The sequence below is a fragment of the Prevotella pallens genome, assembly GCF_900454935.1.
Lineage (GTDB): Bacteria > Bacteroidota > Bacteroidia > Bacteroidales > Bacteroidaceae > Prevotella > Prevotella pallens.
Genome location: NZ_UGTP01000001.1, coordinates 1,387,192 through 1,409,029, shown reverse-complemented (window position 1 = coordinate 1,409,029; position 21,838 = coordinate 1,387,192). Strand labels below are relative to the sequence as shown.

Below are 21,838 nucleotides of genomic sequence, written 5' to 3'. Positions count from 1 at the left end.
AAGAATGTCTAGATTATATAAGGAGTGACTATTATCGTATATACGGACAATGCGATGTCAACATCTTTAAAATGTGGATTACAACATGGTTAGATGGTGGATTTCACTTTTTGTTTTGGCTACGTTTGTCTAACTGTAATAATTTGTTGGTTGGAGGGGTAAGTCGTTTCTTTTATCAAATATTAGGATTGAAATATCAAATTTCTATACACCGACAGACTAAAATAGGCTATGGACTAAGAATAGTACATAATGGACCTATAGTTATAAATGTTTCTGCAACGATAGGTGATAATGTTGATATTTATCAGTATACGACAATAGGTAGTATGTTTTTAAAAGCTGCTCAGATAGGAAATAATGTTTATATAGGTCCATCTGTTTGTATAGTGGAGGATGTAAAGATAGGAGATGGAGTAACAATAGGAGCAGGTTCTGTAATTGTAAAAGATGTAGAAGAAGGTTGTACTGTCGCAGGGAACCCCGCAAAAGTCATCTCACATAAGGAACCAGGACGCCTCGTTTGGAGAAGATGGAATCGTGAATGGAATAAATATAATAAAAAATGAATCCACAAATATCTGTTATTGTCCCTGTATACAATGGGGAACGTTATCTCTATGAGTGCATTGATAGCATTCTTAATCAAAGTTTCACAGACTTTGAATTAATATTAGTTGATGACGGTAGCAAAGATGGCTCTGGTCAGATATGCGATAATTATGCAAAGAAAGACCAAAGGGTACGAGTTATACATAAACAAAATGAAGGAATAAATGCAACTCGGAAACGTGGTGTACAGGAAGCTAAAGGCATTTGGATTTGTTTTTGTGATAATGATGATTCTTTACCAGCAGATGCTTTAAGCGATATGTTTTGCCTTACAGATAATACAGACATAGTTATTGGTTTTCCAGAAACACCATGCCATAAAAAGCAACTAACACTTACAGAATGTAGACAATTTCTAATATCTGGGAAACGAGTTCCACCAACACCATGGGCTAAATTATACAGAAGAAATATATTGTCGGACGATGTCTTTGACTTCCCCAGAGAAATAGACGGAGAAGAAGATATGATTATGAATATCCGCTTATTTTTTAAGATAGAACGTCCTCCACGGTTTATATTTAAAAAAGTATACAATTTTCGACGTAATCCGATAAGTGTGTCTCATACAAAAGTTAGTAGCATTGAACATGAAGAAATTTTTGATTCTGTTCGTTCCCTATCTATCCCTCCACATTTAAAAGAAGCCTATATGCCATATATATTGCATAACAGGATAAACGGGTTGGTTGCTATTGCGGCTAACACTCCAGATATTATATGTGTAAAAAGACACCCTTACATGAAAAGACTTATGCATGATATCGAACAATACAATTATCATTGCTCCCCCATAGAATGGACTTTGTTACATATTACTTCCACTCTTTTGGTGAAGTTTATTGCTAATTTATGGATTATCTCTAACTTTATCAAATATCATACAGGATTAGTTAACTAAGATGATTGATATACAAAATACCTATAACTAAAAATGTTACTTTCCTTTATTATACCATTATATAACTGTCAAAGCTTTATAAGGAATTGTCTTGATAGTATTTATAATACTATTGATTTAAATAAAGAGAACTTTGAAGTAATTGTTGTTGATGATGGTAGTACAGATGATAGCTATATAATATGTAAAGAATACGAGAATACTTTTTCAAATTTCCGGTTGGTAACTCAGAAGAATGCCGGAGCTTCTGCTGCAAGAAATAAAGGATTAGAAATCTCTAAGGGGAAATGGGTTTGGTTTGTTGATGGTGATGATAAAATAAGTTCTGAGGCAACGAATTTAATTAATGAATTGAATACGGATTTCTCGGAAAATATTGACTTAATTTGTTTCAATTATTATGTTGAAAATGAAAGATCTATAGATAAGAATGAAAACTTCCATCAGTCAAAAGAATATGATGGAGTAGGGTATTTAAGTCTTCACCATCGCCTCTATTTATGGGACAAAATTTTCAAACGTTCTGCTATTGGTAATATTCGTTTCCTAAATGGGACAAAGAATATAGAAGATATGTTATTTTGTTTGGAAACCATAGTTGATATGGATAAAATTTTTTGTAAGAACCTATATGGTTATACATACAACAATCTTAATATAAACTCGACTTCACGATGTCGAAATAATCGAAATCTTATAAAACTGAGCCAAGATTCTTTTATGATACATACGGCCCTTAATCAATATTTAGAAACAAAAGATGGAGATAAAAGAAAAATCTTGTCGGAAATAGAAAATTTTAGTATCATTGGGCATCTATATAGTCTTGTTCGATTCTATTCATTAAATAGTTTGCGACGTGGAATAAATAAATATCGTTCAAAAGGACTCTTTCCTTTAAGGTTTACATATAATAGGAAAGCTAACTTGTTTGTATTATTGGTTAATTGGGAGACTATGGTTCTTCTGATAAAGAGAATAGCTGACTTTTTTACAATTAAAAGATAATATTTTTTATGAGATTATAATTATGGCTATATACATATTACTTTTCTTCATCCCTGTTATCCTATATTTCTGTTATAATAAGAAGCAACAGGTACCCTATAAACCATTCATAATCTTTTTTATTGCGTTAGCTTTATTTGTTGGATTGGGAGATATGTTAGGTGGTTATGACCGTTATATTTATGGTGAGTTGTTCGATAATTTGGCAGACCAATTAAGAATAGGAATTCCTACAACTTCTTCTCGCTTATTTATTGCTTATCATTCCGAATTCGGATATGTTGGTTTAAATTGGCTTATAGCCCACATTACAAATAATAGGTATATTTTTATTTTCTGTTATACTATATGCATGTATGCTATTATTATAGAATGTTTTAAAAAATATGCGAAGAACTACTACTTAGCGTCTATTTTGTTTATGGCTTTGATTTTCTTCTTTTCGTTTACGTATCTACGACAAATGTTTGCTGCTGCAATTATAGGACTATCTATAAAGTATATTATCGAAAGAGAATTCTTAAAATTTTGTGCTATACTTCTTATTGCTTTTTCATTCCATAATTCAGCTATTATATTCTTTCCAATGTACTTTATTGCAAATAAGAAGTACTCGAAAACACATATATTGTTGTTAACGTCTGTATGTTTTATTATAGGTGTTAGCGGAATAACAAGTGGCCTTTATAATCTCTTTGATGATATTTCTTCTCGTGGAGCCCATACTGATTATGCTGCTCAAGAGGACACACGAGTTGCCTACATTTTAGAATCAGGATTTTTTCTTTTTTTTCTAATTAAGTCTTATAAGTATTTACCAAATATCAGGCAAAGTATTGTTTTATATAATATAGCCTTAGGATTTTGTACTATTTTATTATTGTTTATTCGGTCTGAGAACGGAGGACGCTTAAGTTGGTATTTTGTATATGGGTTAATATTTTCTCTGACACAGTTATCGACTACCAATTATGGGAAGAAAATAAAGATGGGCTTACAGCTTTCTATTGTTGGCTTTGTCCTTTTCTTGCGTATTCTCACGTCATGGGGAGTTTTATTGTATCCATATAAACCCTTTCTGACTAATGGGCATAGAGAAAATGATTATATCTTCAATAAGTATGAATACGATGATGGATATGATAGAGATAAATTCTATAGATAACAGTTAAGGAAATGTTGATAACCGTATTTACACCAACTTATAACAGGGCAGATCTTCTTCCAAGATTGTATGAAAGTCTTCAAGAACAAACTACTAATAATTTTGAATGGCTTATTGTTGATGATGGGAGTACAGACTATACTAAAAAGGTTATAGAAGCAATAATAGAAAAGAATAAGGATAAGTTTCCTATTCGGTATTTCTATAAACAAAATGGGGGAAAACATACTGCTATAAATAGGGGAGTGCAAGAAGCGAAAGGTGAACTTATTTTAATAGCAGACAGTGATGATAGTCTTCCTTGCAATTCTTTATTTTTGATAAATGAGGAATATTTAAAGATAAAAGACGATCATTCCATTGGCGGTATTTGTGGCTTAATGGCACATCATGATGGGACTGTAATCGGGAGTCGAAATATTACAAAAGCAGAACCCCTTAGTTCTATTGAGATGCGCTATAAATATGGTTTTAAAGGGGATCTTTGTGAAGTCTTCAAAACAAGAATTTTACAAATGTTCCCTTTCCCAGAAATTAAAAATGAGAGATTTTGCCCAGAAGATTTAGTCTTAAATAGAATAGCAAAAAAGTTCAAGTTACTTTTTATTAATGATGTTATTTATTTGCGTGATTATTTAGAGGGAGGTCTAACATCTAAAATAGTAAAGATACGTATGCAAAGCCCTATTGCCTCTATGATGTGTTATGCAGAGATTTTACAAAACGATATCCCATATATTTATAAATTAAAGGCCGCAATAAATTATTGGCGATTTAGATTCTGTTATTATGGTAAAGGTTCTTTTCCGAAAATAAGAGGTATATGGAATGTTGCGTCACTAATAGGTTGGGGAATGCATATAAAGGATGTCTATCTTTTAGATAAATAATACTGATAAGGATAGATGAATAGTATGGAAAATATTTTTTTATTTAATTAAAATATGAATGAATATTAGTAACTATTCAGCGATAATGAACGTTGAATATCAAGAACTTATAAACGTAACATTGTGGCAAAAAAGGCTCGAAATGACATTCTTTATTAGAATTTGCATGTATCCATTTATGTAACTTATTGATAATCAATAATAGTTTATACACCTTATCGCTGAATAGTTACGAATATTACTTGGTTTTTTATTGCTTTGCAATGATAGTATAAAAGATAATCTTAACGTTATGTAAGTTATGTAAAATGAAGAAGTAAACTGTAACTAACTATCTTCATATATTGTAAGATGAATATTAACGTTTTGTTCAATCATTAGATATGTATATTATGTTTCTAAAAAAGAAAATTAAGAAACTAACAGAAGAACGTTGGAATGTTGGTTTTATTCAGAATTCTATAGAAGACATATTGAATAATTCCCCTTTAAAAGTGAATTGGATTAAACATAATTATAAAAATTCATGGTTTGCGGATCCATTTATTTTGGATGTAACTGAAAAGAAAATAGAACTTTTAGTAGAAGAATTTTTTAAGCCAGCAAATAAAGGGAGAATTTCTAAGCTAACAATAGATAGAGCTTCAAACGACTTGCAGAGTTGTGATGTTATCCTTGATTTAACAACACACCTTTCTTTTCCTTTTATCATAAGGCAAGAAGACCCTTTGTCTTTTTTTATTAGAGATATAGATACTCATGTAAATTCCTTTAATGAGCCTTATGTATATATCTTACCTGAAAATGGGGAAAGTGGACATTTAAGCATATATAGATATTTCCCACTATCAAATAAAATCGCATTCTTATACAATGTATTGGATGAAGGTGTTGAGGATGCTGTTCCTTTCTTTATTGATAATCAAACTTTTTTATTCTGTACTCCGAGAGAGAATCCTAATGGAAATATTCTACATATATATAAATGGCTTTCTGAAGAAAAAAAGTTTGTTTTCTTGAAATCATTATCCTTTAAGGAAAATGTTGCTCGTATGTCTGGAGCTTTTTTTTATTATAATAATAAGCTTATACGCCCGACACAAGAATGTAATTTGCAGTATGGGCACGCAGTCACATTACAAGAAACAAATATAAAAAATTTCAGTTTCAAAGAGCTTAGAAGGATTTATTCTACACATCCTACTTTGAATGTCGGGAGTCATACGTTTAACTCTTATAAGAATATTATAGTTACAGATACTTTAGGATTTGATAGAATGTGGATACGTAAGATATTAAAGCGATTTAATTTAATATAAAATAATGAGGATACTTCAAGTCATTACATCTTTGGATATGGGTGGGGCTGAGACTTTGGTGGTTAATTTGATACCAAGGTTGCAGGCTTTGGGGAATACTGTGGATTTATGTATCTTTAATGGAAAAGAAACACCATTGACTCAGCGATTAAGAAAAGAGAGTCCACAGACAAAGATATATGCGTTAGGAAATGAGGTTTATAATCCTCTCTATATATTAAAGCTAATAAAGATAATGAAGAATTATGATATTGTTCATACGCATAATTCTTCACCACAACTATTTGTTGCTATTACCAACTTATTTTGTTCGCAAAAGCTGGTTTCTACAGAACATACAACTTCTAATCGTAAGCGTGATTGGAAATGGTATGCACCTATTGAGAGTTGGATGTATGGGCAATATAATCATGTGATTTGTATAAGTCAGATTGCCGAAGATAAATTGCGAGAGTATATGGGAGGAGTCTGGTTAGATAAGACTAATCCTCAATATAAGCAAATCTCAACGATTAATAATGGCGTAGATGTTAAGGCTATTAGTGATGCAACTCCAGATAATGCTTTGTTGTCATTAAAGGAACAAAGAAAGGCAATCTTGATGGTAGCTGGATTTCGAGATGCAAAAGATCAGGATACGGTTGTTAAAGCTTTAGGATTACTCAATAACAGTGACTTTGAGGTTTGGTTTGCTGGTGTTGGTATACGTCAAGAAATTGTTAAGCAGTTAGCAGATTCACTTGGGGTTAGTGAGCGAGTTAGATTTTTAGGCATACGTACTGATATTCCAAATGTTCTGAGAGCTGCAGATGTTATTGTGATGTCATCTCATTGGGAAGGATTAAGTCTTAGCAATGTAGAGGGTATGAGTGCGCATAAACCTTTTATAGCCTCTGATGTTAATGGCTTGAAAGAGGTTACTAAAGGATATGGTATTCTTTTTCCACATGAGGATGCAAAGGCATTGGCTGAAGAAATCAACCGATTAGCAAGTGATGAGACTTATTATAACGAGATTGCTGAACGCTGTTACAATAGAGCTTTAGAGTTTGATATCAGTAAGATGGTTGTTGGTTATAACAAGGTATATAATGAAATATAAAAATAAAAGCATACTCCATGTTGTAAATATTTACTTTGTACTTCCTTATTTTATAGGAGGGCAATTTAAGTACTTTAAAGAGAAGGGGTATCGTTTCCACGTTGTGTGTTCGGCGTCAGAATACTTGGAAGTTTATGCCAAGGATAACGGTTTTGATTATCGTGTGATGCCTGTTTTGAGATCTATTAATATTCTTCAAGATTTTAAGACCATTGTTGGTATTTGTCGATATATTAAAGAAAAGGAAATAGGGATAGTTGTTGGACACACGCCTAAAGGTGGTTTGTTGTCGATGATATCCGGATGGTTAATGAGGGTGCCAAATCGTATTTATTTTCGTCATGGGCTTGTCTATCAAACTTCACGTGGACTAAAACGTTTTATCCTTATAAGTGTAGATCGATTGGCATCTCTTTGTGCGACCAAGATAGTATGTGTGTCTCCTTCTGTTTTACAACACTCTGTCGAGGATCATTTAGCACCAGCTACTAAACAATTAATTCTTCATAAAGGGACGTGCTGTGGTATTGATACCGAAGGGAAGTTTAATCCAGATAATATAGATACAGCTAAGCTATCTTCTATGAGAAGAAAGTGGGGCATTGGTACTAACGATTGGGTGATAGGGTATTCCGGTCGTTTAGTGAAAGACAAAGGTATAATAGAATTGGTAAGAGCATTTCGTTCGGTAAAGAAGGATAACCCTCACTATAAACTTCTTCTTGTTGGAATGTTTGAGGTTCGTGATGCTCTTCCCGATGATGTACAAGACGATATAAAGAAAGATACTCAGATTATATGGACTGACTTTCAGAATTGTGATATGGAATATTTTTACGCAATGATGAACGTCTATGTCCTTGCATCTTATCGTGAGGGATTTCCTACAGGTGTTTTGGAGGCTCAGTCAATGAAGGTCCCTGTTATTACGACTCATGCTACAGGGTGCTGTGATTCTATACTTGAAAATGAGACAGGATTGTTTGTAGGGCATGATGTTGATGAGTTGGCTGCAGCTATTCGTTGTATTCACAATGGAGAAACAAGTATAGATGGTATAAAGGCACGCAAGTGGGTTCGTGATAACTTTGAGAATCATATTGTTTGGAAAGAAATAGAAAAATTATATTGATATGAAAATACTTATTACCGGCTATCATGGCTTTGTCGGACAAAATCTTATACCTTTCTTGAAAGAGAAGGGACATGTTATCTATGGGCTTGGCCGCTCGGGAGATTACTTGTGGGAAGATTTAGAAAGCAATAAACTGCCAGAAGTGGATGCTATAATTCATCTTGCTGGTAAAGCACATGATACGAAGAATCAGACAGAGGCTGGTGTTTATTTCAAAGTTAATGTTGATTTGACGATGAAAGTCTTTAATTACTTCATCAATCATCCAAATATAGAAAAGTTTATATTCTTCTCTTCTGTCAAGGCTGCGGCTGACCAAGTAAATGGTGAAGCTTTGAATGAGGACATGCCGATGACGCCTAAAGGTCCTTATGGGGAAAGTAAGGCAGAGGCAGAGAAGGAAATAAATGAGGTATGGAGTAATTGGGACATGAATCAAAAGAACTCTCGTCACGTGTATATTTTGCGTCCTTGTATGATGCATGGGCCTGGTAATAAAGGTAATTTGAATTTGCTATATAAAGTTGTAAATGTAGGATTACCTTGGCCATTAGGGGCCTTTGAGAATAAGCGTTCTTTCTGTTCCATAAGCAATGTTTGTTTTGTAGTGGGGCAGCTTTTGGCTTTTGATGTAAATAGTGGGACTTATAATTTGGCTGATGATGAAGTGCTGTCTACAAATGAGCTGATTAGTATTATTTGTGACAACTTAGGTCGTCCAACACGAATCTGGAAGTTTGGACGTTCTGCTATGTCATCTTTAGCTAAGATTGGTGACAAGTTGCATTTACCTCTAACCACGGAACGTTTGGCTAAGCTTACAGAGAACTATATTGTTGATAATAGCAAGATTAAGAATGCGTTAAAGATAGACAGAATGCCTGTTCCTGCTCGTGAAGGTCTTTCTTATACGATACATAGTTTTAAGGAAAAATAGCAAATGGAAATCATAGATAAGAATTTGTTAGATACTGTAAGTGTAGCAGCAAAGTCGTCAGAACGCTTGCGGATGAATCATAATTTTCATGAAACTTTAGAGGCTCCATGTCAGCGTATGTTGAATGCTTTGGAACCTGGAACTTTTGTCCCTATCCATCGTCATAGACATACAGCAGAGACTTATATACTACTGCGTGGAAAGCTTAAGATATTTTTCTATAATGAAGAGAAAGTAATTATTGACGAGGAAGTTCTCGACCAATCTCATGGATGTTATGGTGTTCATATCCCTGCTGGGGTATGGCATTCTATGGAAGTTTTAGAGTCTGGTACTATAATCTTCGAAACAAAGGATGGTCCGTATACTCCTATAACAGAACAAGATATATTAAAATAAGTAAGCATGTTGCAGATAGCAATTATATTTCTTTCGCTTTTCATTCTTGAAGTTTTATATTTTAAGGTTGCTGATTACTTTAATATTATAGATAAGCCATCAGAACGTGGTTCTTCAAAGTTTATTACTCTTAGAGGAGGTGGTATTATCTTTTATATTAGCGCCTTTATATGGTTCTTGTTTTATGGGACGGAGTATTGGCTTTTCTTTACAGGACTTAGTATGGTCTCTATACTTAGTTTTGTCGATGATATACATTCTTTAAGTGCACGTTTACGTTTACCATTGCAGTTTATAGGAATGTTACTGTTATTATCCCAGTTAATTCTTGGGAATAATAGTATAATAGATATAAACAGTAGTGGATTCTTTACTATAGTCCTTATTCTTGTTTTGGGCTTGGTGATTTGTACGGGAGCTATGAATGTTTTTAATTTCATGGATGGTATTAATGGAATAACAGGTGGATATTCATTAATAGTTCTTTCAGCTATACTTTTCATTTTAGATAAAGAAACTTTGTTGGGTCAGTCATCAGAAGTTGAGACCATTGTATCTTTATTAAAGATAGTTTTATCGGCTGCCCTTGTATTTTGTTTCTTTAATTTCCGTAGTAGAGCCAAGTGCTTTGCAGGAGATGTTGGTTCCGTTTCAATCGCCTTTATTATCCTGTTTTCTCTTGGTTTTATTGTAGTAAATACCGGAAACCTTTCCTGGCTGTCTTTCCTCGTAGTTTATGGTGTTGATGGTTGTTTGACTATTTTACATCGGTTAATGTTGCATGAGAATATTTCTCAACCTCATCGAAAGCATTTGTTTCAGATTATGGCAAATGAGCTAAAAGTTCCTCATGTGATAGTTTCTGCAGTGTATATGGCAGTACAATTATTATGTTGTATTTGGTATATTCTGTATCCAGGTTATCTTACACTCTTTTGCCAGATTATAATATTATCTATTATATATATACTGTTTATGCGGAAGTTCTTTAAGTTGCATCAACGTTAGAGATGAGCTAAGCCATATAGATTTTATTAAGGGCTGACGTCGTAGATCTTAATGTCTTCGGTGCCAGCCCTTGTTGTGTTTCTCCATATATTAGATTATGGTAATATCGGCGTAATGGACATTTGGTAGGCTGAAAACCTCACGTGTTTTAGTAATGGACATTTGGTAGGCTGATCATTCCAGCCTACTTTTTGTATTTATGAATCCATCTATAAACTTCTTCTTGTTAGCTTCATTCAATCCATTATGATTATGTAGTGCCCTTTTAAGCTGTGAGTTAAATCCTTCCAATAGATTTGTTGTATTAGGAATTTGTAATTCTGTATAATCCTCATACGTATAGAGCCATTTAAGATGAGTCTTAACAGAACGTCTTGCAGTTCTCAGTCTTCTATGTGTATAGGTCGTCTTGCCAGAGATTAGAAGAGTTCGTTCGTCTAGAAACTCTTTCCATTGTTCACACCATTTCTCAAAAGCTGTTATAAACTCTTCTTTTCCCAAAGAGAACATACTTCTCATTAAAGTTAATAGTTCAACGCCTGCAGGTAAATGTGGATTGTTAGTAAGAAGCCTTCTAACTATCTGGAATTGGTGGAACTGACACATTTGTACGGGACAGAAACTTATAGCTTGTAAAAGTCCCATGTGTCCATCACATACCACTGCTTTTATTGTAGTTCCACGCTTCGCAATATACCGAAGTCCATCAAGATAATCCTTATTAGTTTCGTTCTTAACAAACTTGCGATAAAGTATTTTACCTGATGATGCGTCCTGGAAAAGCATCACGCCAAATGTCTTGGAAAAGTAAGTCGTATCTATTATTATTACTGCAGATTTGGGGTAAGTAGCAGTAAAACTATCCACCACTAAACTTAACCTACGTCGTATGGTTCGTTCTGAACATTTATAAAGAGTGGATAGATCAGATATCGTTCGATTTGCCGTCAGATAGTCGTTCCATAGAGAAATATTATTTATACGCAGACCACCTTGAAATTGTCTACCACAATCCTTGCAGGAATACATCTGAACAGAACGTCGATGCCCATTCTTTTTAACATTTGAGCTGTTGCAGAATATACAGTTTTTTTATTCATAGGTTTTCAAATGCTGCAAAGGTAGTAAATAAAAGCGTTCCGTGAGCTTTCAGCCTACCAAATGTCCATTACGCCGTAATATCTGATTTACCTTACCTTCTTATCCTCTACATAGTCCTCCCTTATAAACCTAATATTCTGCTGATTCATAGTACATTATCCTGTAAATTATTTGTTTATATCTGCAAGTTTTTGTACCTTTACACTATAATTCTTGCAGATATTTATGCTTAAAGGCGTAATGGACATTTGGTAGGCTGAAAGCTCACGGAACGCTTTTATTTACTACCTTTGCAGCATTTGAAAACCTATGAATAAAAAACTGTATATTCTGCAACAGCTCAAATGTTAAAAAGAATGGTCATCGACGTAATGTTCAGATGTATCTTTGCAGGGATTGTGGTAGGCAATTCCAAGGTGGATTACGTATAAATAATGTGTCTCTCTGGAATGACAATCTTGCTGCAAATAGAACAATCTCAGACCTATCCATTCTTTATAAATGCTCAGAACGAACCATACGACGTAGGTTAAGTTTAGTGGTGGATAGTTTTACTGCTACTTATCCCAAATCTGCAGTAATAATAATAGATACGACTTACTTTTCCAAGACATTTGGCGTGATGCTTTTCCAGGACGCATCATCAGGTAAAATACTTTATCGCAAGTTTGTTAAGAACGAAACTAATAAGGATTATCTTGATGGACTTCGGTATATTGCGAAGCGTGGAACTACAATAAAAGCAGTGGTATGTGATGGACACATGGGACTTTTACAAGCTATAAGTTTCTGTCCCGTACAAATGTGTCAGTTCCACCAATTCCAGATAGTTAGAAGGCTTCTTACTAACAATCCACATTTACCTGCAGGCGTTGAACTATTAACTTTAATGAGAAGTATGTTCTCTTTGGGAAAAGAAGAGTTTATAACAGCTTTTGAGAAATGGTGTGAACAATGGAAAGAGTTTCTAGACGAACGAACTCTTCTAATCTCTGGCAAGACGACCTATACACATAGAAGACTGAGAACTGCAAGACGTTCTGTTAAGACTCATCTTAAATGGCTCTATACGTATGAGGATTATACAGAATTACAAATTCCTAATACAACAAATCTATTGGAAGGATTTAACTCACAGCTTAAAAGGGCACTACATAATCATAATGGATTGAATGAAGCTAACAAGAAGAAGTTTATAGATGGATTCATAAATACAAAAAGTAGGCTGGAATGATCAGCCTACCAAATGTCCATTACTAAAACACGTGAGGTTTTCAGCCTACCAAATGTCCATTACGCCTGCTTAAACGTATATCCAAACAGCTCTCTATGTTCTCTTCTTTAGAGGACATGCTTAGCCATGAACATCCCCTTTTCCAACTTAGTAATAAGATTAATTGGGAGAGTTTTGAAAATGCTTTTTCTCCTTTGTATTGCAGCACTAATGGTCGCCCGGCTCATCCTATTCGCCTGATGTGTGGTCTTTTAATCTTAAAACATTTGCGTAATGTGTCAGATGAAATGGTGGTTTCTCAATGGAGCGAGAATGCTTACTACCAATATTTCTGTGGTGGACTTGAATTTATGCCCAAACAACCCTGTGACGCTTCCGAGTTAGTTCACTTCAGAAATCGTATAGGCGAGGAAGGTATGGAATTAATATTAGCAGAAAGCATCCGCGTTAATACCGACCATGATAACGAAGATCATTTTGATACGGCTTTCATTGATTCTACCGTGCAGGAGAAGAATATAACCTATCCTACAGATGCGAAGTTGCATAAAAAGATAATCAAAAACGTTCTGAAGATAGTTCATGACAAGTGTCTTCCTCTGCGACAAAGTTATACGCGTACGTTGAAAGGGATTTACCGTTCCCAACGTTTTCGTAATCATCCCAAGAATCGTAAGAAAGCTCTTAAGGCAGATAGGCAACTAAGAACCATAGCAGGAAGATTGGTAAGAGAGCTAGAGCGTAATCTTGGGAGAAGGAAAGGATATGAGAAGATGTTTGAGCTATATTACAAAGTTCTTTCTCAGAATAGGAAGTCAAAGAACAAAGTATATTCTCTGCACGAACCAGATGTAGTTTGTATCAGCAAAGGTAAGGAGCATAAGCAATATGAGTTTGGTAATAAAGTATCTATTCTTCGCTCATGGTCAGGACTTATTCTTGGTGCATGTTCTTTTAGGAATGAATATGATGGACATACTACCAAAAAGACGTTGTAACAAACCCAAAGGATGACAGGAAGGAAGGTTGATAAGTTAGCAGGAGATAGAGGGTATAGAGGTATAAAGCAGATTGGGAAGACAAAGATACTCATTCCAGACGTTCCTAAAGCTAAAGACAGCTACTACCAAAAGAAAAAGAAACACAAACTATTTTGTAAACGAGCAGGTATAGAACCAACAATAGGACATCTTAAAGCAGACCACCGATTATCTCGCAACTTTTATAAAGGTGTGAAAGGATATATATAGTTTTTAGGGAATGACTATATAGTCGGGTCTAAAACAATATATTATTGCTCAACAGCTTATAGTAACACATAATTTTAAATATACGAAAAAGAAATTCATACTATTCATCACAAAAAAAATATCTTTTAAGTCTTATAATCTGGAACCATAAATATTGCAGTTAGGTTATGATATCTAATCTAAAAATAGTAGATATCTAAGACGAGCGTAATAGATATCTAAGACAAGTGTGATAGATATCTGAAATAAGAGTAACTTATGTCTGGGGGGTTACAACACATCAGAGAATATCCGTAGACTCTGTTTGTGATTTTCTCTACTTATTTTCTATAGGAGTACAATAAGAATATAACTAACAAGAATTATTGATTATTAGATATAAGATTCTATCGTTCTATATTTTAAATGAACTTAAAATATGATTAATAAGCGTTGTTTTCTCTTGTAAATTATAGTCGTTTAGAAAAGCTATGAGTAGTAAGATGCAATATCAGTTTTGGTATATGCACGTGTAAAAGAATACTAAAAATATAAGGAAACGATTAATAAAAAGATGTACTATTTCTACATATCAATTATAAATAGTAACTTTGCAACTATGAGCAAAAAGATATATATATTTGTTGTTTTATGGATGTTTTCGCTTTTAGGGATAAAGGCACAATATAACATACAATGTGAAGATACGTGCGATCATGTCCACGGTTTAGATATGAGTCATTATCAAGGAGATGTATGGTGGGAGACTGTAGCAACGAATAGTAATCACAAATTGAATTATGTATATTTGAAGGCGACAGAAGGCAGCTCGTTAATAGATCAACGGTATTATGAAAATATACAAGCTGCCAAACGTAATGGAATGAATGTTGGATCTTATCATTTCTACCGTCCACAAGTGTCGCAAATGGAACAGCTACAAAACTTTCGTGCACAATGTAGACCTCAAGATCAGGATTTAATACCAATGGTGGATATCGAGACTACTGGTGGATTGAGTGATTATGCTTTACAAGATAGTCTACTGAAGTTCTTAGATTTAATGACAAAAGAATATGGTGTTCGCCCATTGGTTTATACTTATACAAATTTCTATAATCGCCATCTTATGGGTTCATTAACCGGATATAAACTGTTTATTGCGCAGTATACTTCTCGTGAGCCTGTATTGAATGACGGTCGTGATATTTTTGCATGGCAATATACTGGTAAGGGGTATATTAATGGAGTTCGAGGCTATGTTGATAAAAGTAGGTTAATGGGGCGACATAGTATGCGTGAAATTAGATTTCCACGGCGTAAGACGAATATACATTATTATTAGTAAATGGATAAATCGGCAAAAATAATGTTCGATTACTATCAAAGTCATAACTTTAAAATTAAAAAGTAGCAATGATAATAAAATGTCCAGAATGTGGACATCAAGTCAGCGATAAAGCTCCAATATGTCCAAGTTGTGGAGTAGAGATTGCAGGACATCTTATAAAATGTTCCTACTGTGGAGAAATTTACTTAAAGGAAGATGCAGTTTGTCCCAATTGTCATCACTCGGCGTCTACAGACAATAGTGTAAACGAAGATGATGTAAAGACGGAACCTGTAAAGGACGACTCTCAGAATAATGGAGATTATTCTGAGGCAGAACCATCGTCAGTTGAGTTAGTAGTGTCTGCTGAATCAATCGAAGAAGAACCTCGTTTAGATGGCACACCTACGCAAGATACTTTAACTATAGAATCTCCATCTAGTGATGCCGAAGTATCTACCGATGATATGATTGTAAAACCAGAATCAAAGAATAATAATCATACTCCACTTTTTGTATCTTTACTGATTGCGCTTGTTATATGTGCAGTGCTCTTGTTTTTCTATAAGCGAGGTAATGACAATCATGAAGCTGAGGAATATAAAATAGCATTAAAAAGTAACAATCGTCAGGTGATGGAACAATATTTGGAAGATTATCCAAATGCTCCGCTAATACATATTAATAGTATTAGAGATTTATTGAAACAAACTCAACAAAATAATGATGAGTGGGGGCGTGTAATCCAACAGAATACAATTGCATCATATAAAGCATATCTTGAAACTCACCCTAATACTTCCTATAAAAATGAAATTTTAAAGCGGGTAGAAGAGTTGTATTGGAATGAAGTTGTAAACCAGAATACAGAGGCTGCCTATTTAGGCTATAGAGAGAAGTATCCAAAAGGAATTCATGTGAAGGAGGCAGATGAGAAGTTGAAGATAATGCTAGATAATACATCAACTCCCAGTGAAGAAAAAGTTGCGGTGTCTGCTGTACGTCAGTTTCTGCAAGGACTTAATAGCAAAAGTACCTCGAAAATAGAAGGAGTAACAGCAAGCTCATTTAATTTTCTTGGTGCTGGTGGGGCAACAATAGCCGATGTATCGAAATATATGCGTGAAAAGCTTTATCAAGCAGACGTAAAGGAAATAACATGGCAATTAGGCACGGTTTTAAATGCTACGACTGATAAGTCTGACGATGGAACAACAGTGCAGAAGATAACAATCCCTGCTCGTTTAGAAATAGTACGTGAAGGAGGTAAGGGTTCTAACAAATATACGATTAAAGCACAAATAGAGAATGGAAAAATAACTGCCATCAACTGGATATTACAAAGATAATATTAAGTTGCAGGAATAGACTGAGAAATAAGAAATAAAATAAATAGACTGTGAAAGAATAATATAATAGCTTGATAGTTTGTATACTTAAAAAGAAAGCTGTAAATTTGCAGTCGCTATTACGAGATAATAGTATAAAATTCAAACCTAATTATAAAATTAAAGAATTATGGCAACAAAAATCAGATTGCAACGCGGAGGTCGTAAAGGCTATGCCGTTTACAGAATTGTAATTGCGGACGTTCGCGCACCACGTGATGGTAAATTTACTGAAAAGATTGGAACTTACAACCCAAATACCAATCCAGCCACAGTAGATTTGAATTTCGAACGCGCACTGTATTGGGTAGAAACAGGTGCACAACCTACCGATACTGTTCGTAACTTGCTGAAATCAGAAGGCGTTTATATGATGAAACATCTTCGTGGTGGTGTAAAGAAAGGTGCATTTGACGAAACCGTATGTCAACAGAAGTTTGATGCTTGGAAGAAAGTTAAAGATACTTCTAAGGAAGCATTAGAAAAGAAGACTGCTGATGAGAAGAAGGCAAGTGCTGCAAAGAATCTCGAAGATGAGAAAAAGGCTAATGAAGCTATTGCAAAGAAGGTAGCAGAGAAGAAAGCTGCAGCAAAGGCAGCTGAAGATGCTGCGAAAGCTGCAGAAGCAGAAGCAGCTCAGCCTGAGGCAACAGAGACAGAGACTCCTGCAGAAGCTTAATCTTTGTTCACAACTAAAAGACTGTAAATCTCATATAAGAATTTACAGTCTTTTTTTTGTATCTAGTCGATAAGTGTTATCAAACAGATATAGCCTTAATTTATAGAACTATAGTTGTATAACAATATAGGAAAATGAGAGTTGTTCATCTCTTTTGCCTATATTGTTCAAGTTTTATCTAACTTTTCATTATATAATTCCGCGCAAACGATCATCAAACGCTGATAATGCTGCTTTCGCACCTTCGCCCATTGCAATTATTATTTGCTTATATGGCACAGTAGAAACATCTCCCGCTGCATAGATACCCGGAATATTAGTGCGACAAGATTCATCAACCTTAATTTCGTTACGTGATGTCAGTTCTAACTCGTTTTTGAAAAGTTCACTATTTGGAGCAAGACCAATTTGCACGAAGACGCCATCAAATTCGTAATCTTTCTCTTCTTCTGTCAATCTATTTTTAACTGTTAGTGCAGTTAATTTTATACCATCGCCTTTTACATTGGTTGTCTGTGCATTCGTAAAGATACTTATATTTTTTAGTTGCTTAGCCTTTTCTTGTAACACAGTATCGGCACGAAGAGTATCGCTGAACTCAAACACTGTAACTTTATTGCAAATACCAGCAAGATCTATAGCCGCTTCCAAACCAGAGTTTCCACCTCCAATCACTGCAATATTTTTTCCTTTATAGAAAGGTCCATCGCAGTGTTGGCAGAAATGAATACCATGCCCTATATATTTTGCTTCATCTCCAACATTTAGTCTACGCCAATTTGCCCCCGTTGCAATAATTATAGCTGGAGCTTTGAATATTTCTCCGCCTTTCACATTGATTCTTTTTATCTTCCCATTTAAATTTACTTTTGTTATCTTTCGATGTTCGAAGAGCTCTATAGGATAGTTTGTGAGATGCACTTTTAAGTCATTAGCTAGCTTTGTCCCATTTGTATTAGGTACTGAAATAAGATTCTGAATGTCTGTGGTATCATTTACTTGTCCGCCAATACGTTCTGCAACCAATCCAACTTTTAATCCTTTTCGTGCAGAATATATAGCTGCCGATGCACCAGCAGGGCCACCACCTATAACAATTACATCGTATTCGTACTCTATAGTTTCTTCGTTTTCTGGAACTTCGCTACCTACCATATCCTCCAACTCTTGTAAAAGTATACTGAGATCACCTCTTCCTATGTGTAATGCCTCATCATTACAATACACTGCAGGAACTCCTTGTATGTTTAAGTTGTTTATTTCTTGTTGATAAATGCCACCATCAACCATTTCATGTGTAATATTCGGATTGATAAGTGCCATAAGGTTGAGTGCTTGAACCACGTCAGGACAGTTAGTGCAAGTGAGTGATACGTATGTTTTCAGTGTTATTTTTCCCTTTAATAACTTAATTCTGCGTTGTATTATTTCGTCAGGGAAGTTTTTGCCTTGTCCATCTGTGTTGAGAATAGCTAGAAGAAACGAAGAAAATTCGTGTCCATTTGGTAGACCACGGAAAGAAATCCCAGTATTGTTACCATCTTTTACTAGTCTAAAATAAAGTTGTGTATTGTCTTTTTCAGTGAAACTAACAGATAACTTTTCTGATGTTGAAGCTATATTGTTGAGAAAATCCAGTTGTTCATCTTTCTTTTCATCATTCTTATTACCTATAACTTCAAATGTGATTTGCGATTTTAGCGATGCAAATATACTTTTTACTTGGTTTAATATATTATTATCTAACATAGTTCTATTTCTTATGAATTCGTTTTGTTTCGTATAGAGCTGCAATCTTTAATATTATTAGACCCTAAGAGTCATTATCTTTTTATATACTATTACTCTCTATTGCTTCCTGTGTTCCTATTGACATTTTATTAACCTCTAATCCTGTAACCTACTATATTCTTGTTATATAATGCAATAATTTGTCCACTATAAAAGGTATAGAAAGAATTAATGAGAGATTTTATAAAAGCTTTATAGGTGGCTAAAAAAAAGTCTCTTACTTTCCTATCTTACCTTTTATTAAAAAGAGGTTTGATAGGAGAGTGAGAGATAAATCATAATGTTATGTATAGTGAAAAAGGCTTTTACTGTGGTGTTACTTATATTTTACCTACAAGATCGATACTTGGTTTTAGGGTCTCAGAACCTTCTTTCCATTTTGCAGGGCAAACTTCACCAGGGTGAGAGGCTACAAATTGTGCTGCTTTTACTTTACGAACAAGCTCGTCAGCATTACGACCGATAGAGTTATCTTGAATCTCAGCCAATTTAATTTTACCTTCTGGATCTACGAGGAATGTACCACGATATGCTAAGCCTTCATCTTCCTTATAAACACCGAACCCTTTTGCTAGCACTGCGAGTGGGTCTGCAAGCATAGTGTATTTAATCTTTTTGATACTGTCAGAAGCATCTGCCCATGCTTTGTGTACAAAATGAGTATCGCAACTTACTGAGAAAACCTCAACACCCATTTTTTTTAATTCTTCGTATTTATCTGCAAGGTCTACAAGTTCGGTAGGACACACGAATGTGAAGTCTGCTGGATAGAAGAAGAAAATAGCCCACTTGCCTTTAATATCTTCGTTTGATACTGTTTTGAATTCTCCATTTTGGAAAGCCTGAACTTTAAATTCAGGAGCCATTGCATTGATAATTGTCTCCATATTTTTATTATTCTGTTTTAGGTTCCTCTGATTTATATCGTTGGATACCGATTAATATTATTATTAATTTGTTTACGCTGCAAAGTTAGTATTAAACAATAAAGTAACCAACAGAAAATATCTATCATACAATTGAGAATATCAATAAACTAATTTAAGTTATTAGTAATCAGGATTTTATTTTCGAGAAGGAAATTTTTATGTATTGTTTTTCTTTCCAATGTACAGTGTTTTTTATATTTTTCATTAGTATATCCTTCCCAATCTATCAAAAGAAACTTTAATTATTCTGATATTTCCTTACTTCTATATAACAAAAATAAGGAGACAGAACAAGCAGGCTGTCTCCTTATTATTATAATGAAAAAAGAATTTACTTGATTTTCTTGTAACCGTAACGTGCAGTGCAATCGAGCTCTTCGTCAATGCGGATAAGTTGATTGTACTTAGCCATACGATCAGTACGAGACATTGAACCTGTCTTAATCTGTCCAGAGTTTGTAGCAACAGCGATATCAGCAATAGTTGTATCTTCAGTTTCGCCAGAGCGGTGAGAAGTTACTGTTGTATAACCAGCACGATGAGCCATCTCTATAGCTTCGAGAGTTTCTGTTAAAGAACCAATTTGGTTTACTTTGATAAGAATAGAGTTTGCTGCACCCATCTTGATACCCTTTTCTAGGAACTTAACATTGGTAACAAACAAGTCATCGCCTACTAATTGGCAACGGTCGCCAATTTTTTTAGTAAGTTTAACCCAATTATCCCAGTCATTTTCATCGAGACCATCTTCGATAGAGTCGATAGGATATTCTGTGATAAGTTCTTCCAAGTATGCAATTTGTTCGTCCGCAGTAAGTTTCTTGCCGTTAGGATCTTTAGGCATACCATTCTTAAGTTTGCTGTAATCGTAGTACCACTTACCATCTTCCAATGTAGCAAATTCAGAAGCAGCACAGTCCATAGCAATCTTTACGTCTTTGCCAGGTTCGTAGCCAGCATCTGTTATTGCTTGCATAATAGAATCGAGTGCATCTTTAATACCTTCGAACTTAGGTGCGAACCCACCTTCATCACCAACAGCTGTTGAAAGACCACGTTTCTTTAAGTTTTTCTGCAATGTATGGAAGATTTCGGCACCCATACGCAAAGCTTCACGAATATTATCTGCGCCAACTGGGCGAATCATAAACTCTTGGAATGCTATAGGAGCATCAGAGTGTGCACCACCATTGATAATGTTCATCATAGGGACAGGTAGAACGTAAGCGTTAGCACCACCGATATAACGATACAAAGGTAATCCTAATGCTTTGGCTGCAGTGTGAGCTACTGCTAAAGAAACACCTAAAATAGCATTTGCACCAAGGTTGCTCTTAGTTGGAGTTCCGTCAAGAGCCAACATAGCATAGTCAATTGCGCGTTGGTCTGTGATGCGGAAACCTTTCAATTTAGGAGCAATCTTATCGTTTACATTTTCTACTGCTTTCAGAACACCTTTACCACCGAAACGTTTTTTGTCATCATCGCGAAGTTCCAATGCTTCATTTTCACCAGTAGATGCACCTGATGGTACACTAGCGCGACCTTTTATACCATTCTCGAGTGTTACTTCAACTTCAACTGTGGGATTGCCACGTGAGTCTATAATCTCACGAGCGTGTACTTTTTCAATCTTCATAATTTTACCTTTGTAAATGTATTGTTAAAAATATTCTTTACT

General features: G+C 34.7%; 19 protein-coding genes and 2 pseudogenes. 16 read left to right on the top strand and 5 right to left on the bottom strand.

Translation table 11 applies throughout. The features are described 5' to 3' along the window. Positions 1-71 precede the first annotated feature (71 nt). The 11 genes from DX009_RS06005 (at position 72) to DX009_RS05955 (ending at position 10,476) form a co-directional block, all read left to right on the top strand. Entirely contained in the window at positions 72-569 is a 498-nt protein-coding gene (locus DX009_RS06005; RefSeq protein ID WP_245944596.1) for a serine O-acetyltransferase, read from the top strand. Beyond that, on the top strand, positions 566-1,513 hold the full coding sequence (locus tag DX009_RS06000) for a glycosyltransferase family 2 protein (RefSeq protein WP_115083356.1): 948 nt from the start codon (positions 566-568) through the stop codon (positions 1,511-1,513). The genes DX009_RS06005 and DX009_RS06000 overlap by 4 nt, the downstream gene beginning before the upstream one ends. Before the next feature lie 33 nt (positions 1,514-1,546). Continuing rightward, positions 1,547-2,521: a glycosyltransferase family 2 protein gene (locus DX009_RS05995; protein WP_115083355.1), complete on the top strand. Its 975-nt coding sequence runs from the start codon at positions 1,547-1,549 to the stop codon at positions 2,519-2,521. Positions 2,522-2,543: 22 nt separating this feature from the next. Beyond that, entirely contained in the window at positions 2,544-3,686 is a 1,143-nt protein-coding gene (locus DX009_RS05990) for an EpsG family protein (protein WP_115083354.1), read from the top strand. Between the two features lie 11 nt (positions 3,687-3,697). Further along, positions 3,698-4,576: a glycosyltransferase family 2 protein gene (locus DX009_RS05985; protein WP_115083353.1), complete on the top strand. Its 879-nt coding sequence runs from the start codon at positions 3,698-3,700 to the stop codon at positions 4,574-4,576. 392 nt (positions 4,577-4,968) lie between these two features. Further along, positions 4,969-5,895, top strand: coding sequence for a glucosamine inositolphosphorylceramide transferase family protein (locus DX009_RS05980; RefSeq protein ID WP_115083352.1), 927 nt, complete (start codon positions 4,969-4,971; stop codon positions 5,893-5,895). Between the two features lie 4 nt (positions 5,896-5,899). Beyond that, positions 5,900-6,997, top strand: a complete 1,098-nt coding sequence (locus DX009_RS05975) for a glycosyltransferase (RefSeq protein WP_115083351.1) — start codon at positions 5,900-5,902, stop codon at positions 6,995-6,997. Beyond that, on the top strand, positions 6,987-8,129 hold the full coding sequence (locus DX009_RS05970; protein ID WP_115083350.1) for a glycosyltransferase family 4 protein: 1,143 nt from the start codon (positions 6,987-6,989) through the stop codon (positions 8,127-8,129). The genes DX009_RS05975 and DX009_RS05970 overlap by 11 nt, the downstream gene beginning before the upstream one ends. 1 nt (position 8,130) lies before the next feature. Next, complete coding sequence (locus DX009_RS05965) at positions 8,131-9,069, top strand: NAD-dependent epimerase/dehydratase family protein (RefSeq protein ID WP_115083349.1); 939 nt, start codon at positions 8,131-8,133, stop codon at positions 9,067-9,069. Between the two features lie 3 nt (positions 9,070-9,072). Continuing rightward, positions 9,073-9,468 (top strand): WbuC family cupin fold metalloprotein, encoded by a 396-nt coding sequence (locus DX009_RS05960; protein WP_115083348.1) that lies wholly within the window; start codon positions 9,073-9,075, stop codon positions 9,466-9,468. Positions 9,469-9,474: 6 nt separating this feature from the next. Continuing rightward, positions 9,475-10,476, top strand: a complete 1,002-nt coding sequence (locus tag DX009_RS05955; RefSeq protein WP_181792317.1) for an MraY family glycosyltransferase — start codon at positions 9,475-9,477, stop codon at positions 10,474-10,476. Positions 10,477-10,650: 174 nt separating this feature from the next. Here the strand turns inward: DX009_RS05955 and DX009_RS05950 are convergent, their stop codons facing one another. Both DX009_RS05950 and DX009_RS13875 read right to left on the bottom strand, forming a co-directional pair. Further along, positions 10,651-11,505 carry an IS256 family transposase, variant Zn-binding type gene (locus DX009_RS05950; protein ID WP_115083347.1) on the bottom strand — a complete coding sequence of 285 codons (855 nt, stop codon included), beginning with the start codon at positions 11,503-11,505 and terminating at the stop codon, positions 10,651-10,653. A gap of 6 nt (positions 11,506-11,511) precedes the next feature. Next, a pseudogene (locus DX009_RS13875) lies at positions 11,512-11,559 on the bottom strand (hypothetical protein); the annotation flags it as partial. A 343-nt stretch (positions 11,560-11,902) separates the two neighbouring features. Between DX009_RS13875 and DX009_RS05945 the strand changes: the two are divergent. The 5 genes and pseudogenes from DX009_RS05945 to DX009_RS05925 all read left to right on the top strand — a co-directional run bounded on the left by DX009_RS05945 (position 11,903) and on the right by DX009_RS05925 (position 17,437). Beyond that, positions 11,903-12,811 (top strand): IS256 family transposase, variant Zn-binding type, encoded by a 909-nt coding sequence (locus DX009_RS05945; protein ID WP_458693515.1) that lies wholly within the window; start codon positions 11,903-11,905, stop codon positions 12,809-12,811. A gap of 65 nt (positions 12,812-12,876) precedes the next feature. Then, a pseudogene (locus DX009_RS05940) lies at positions 12,877-14,052 on the top strand (IS5 family transposase); the annotation flags it as partial. 607 nt (positions 14,053-14,659) lie between these two features. After that, the gene (locus DX009_RS05935) at positions 14,660-15,385 is read left to right on the top strand and encodes a glycoside hydrolase family 25 protein (RefSeq protein WP_006044763.1); all 726 of its coding nucleotides are present in this window, start codon (positions 14,660-14,662) and stop codon (positions 15,383-15,385) included. 71 nt (positions 15,386-15,456) lie between these two features. Then, positions 15,457-16,719, top strand: a complete 1,263-nt coding sequence (locus DX009_RS05930; RefSeq protein ID WP_115083345.1) for a zinc ribbon domain-containing protein — start codon at positions 15,457-15,459, stop codon at positions 16,717-16,719. Positions 16,720-16,888: 169 nt separating this feature from the next. Next, positions 16,889-17,437, top strand: a complete 549-nt coding sequence (locus DX009_RS05925) for a 30S ribosomal protein S16 (RefSeq protein WP_115083344.1) — start codon at positions 16,889-16,891, stop codon at positions 17,435-17,437. 189 nt (positions 17,438-17,626) lie between these two features. On the opposite strand, the gene ahpF is transcribed toward DX009_RS05925, so the two are convergent. The 3 genes from ahpF to eno form a co-directional block, all read right to left on the bottom strand. Next, positions 17,627-19,186, bottom strand: coding sequence for an alkyl hydroperoxide reductase subunit F (gene ahpF / locus DX009_RS05920; RefSeq protein WP_115083343.1), 1,560 nt, complete (start codon positions 19,184-19,186; stop codon positions 17,627-17,629). A 362-nt stretch (positions 19,187-19,548) separates the two neighbouring features. Then, on the bottom strand, positions 19,549-20,115 hold the full coding sequence (gene ahpC / locus DX009_RS05915; RefSeq protein ID WP_115083342.1) for an alkyl hydroperoxide reductase subunit C: 567 nt from the start codon (positions 20,113-20,115) through the stop codon (positions 19,549-19,551). 373 nt (positions 20,116-20,488) lie between these two features. Continuing rightward, the gene (eno, locus tag DX009_RS05910; protein ID WP_115083341.1) at positions 20,489-21,796 is read right to left on the bottom strand and encodes a phosphopyruvate hydratase; all 1,308 of its coding nucleotides are present in this window, start codon (positions 21,794-21,796) and stop codon (positions 20,489-20,491) included. Positions 21,797-21,838 lie beyond the last annotated feature (42 nt).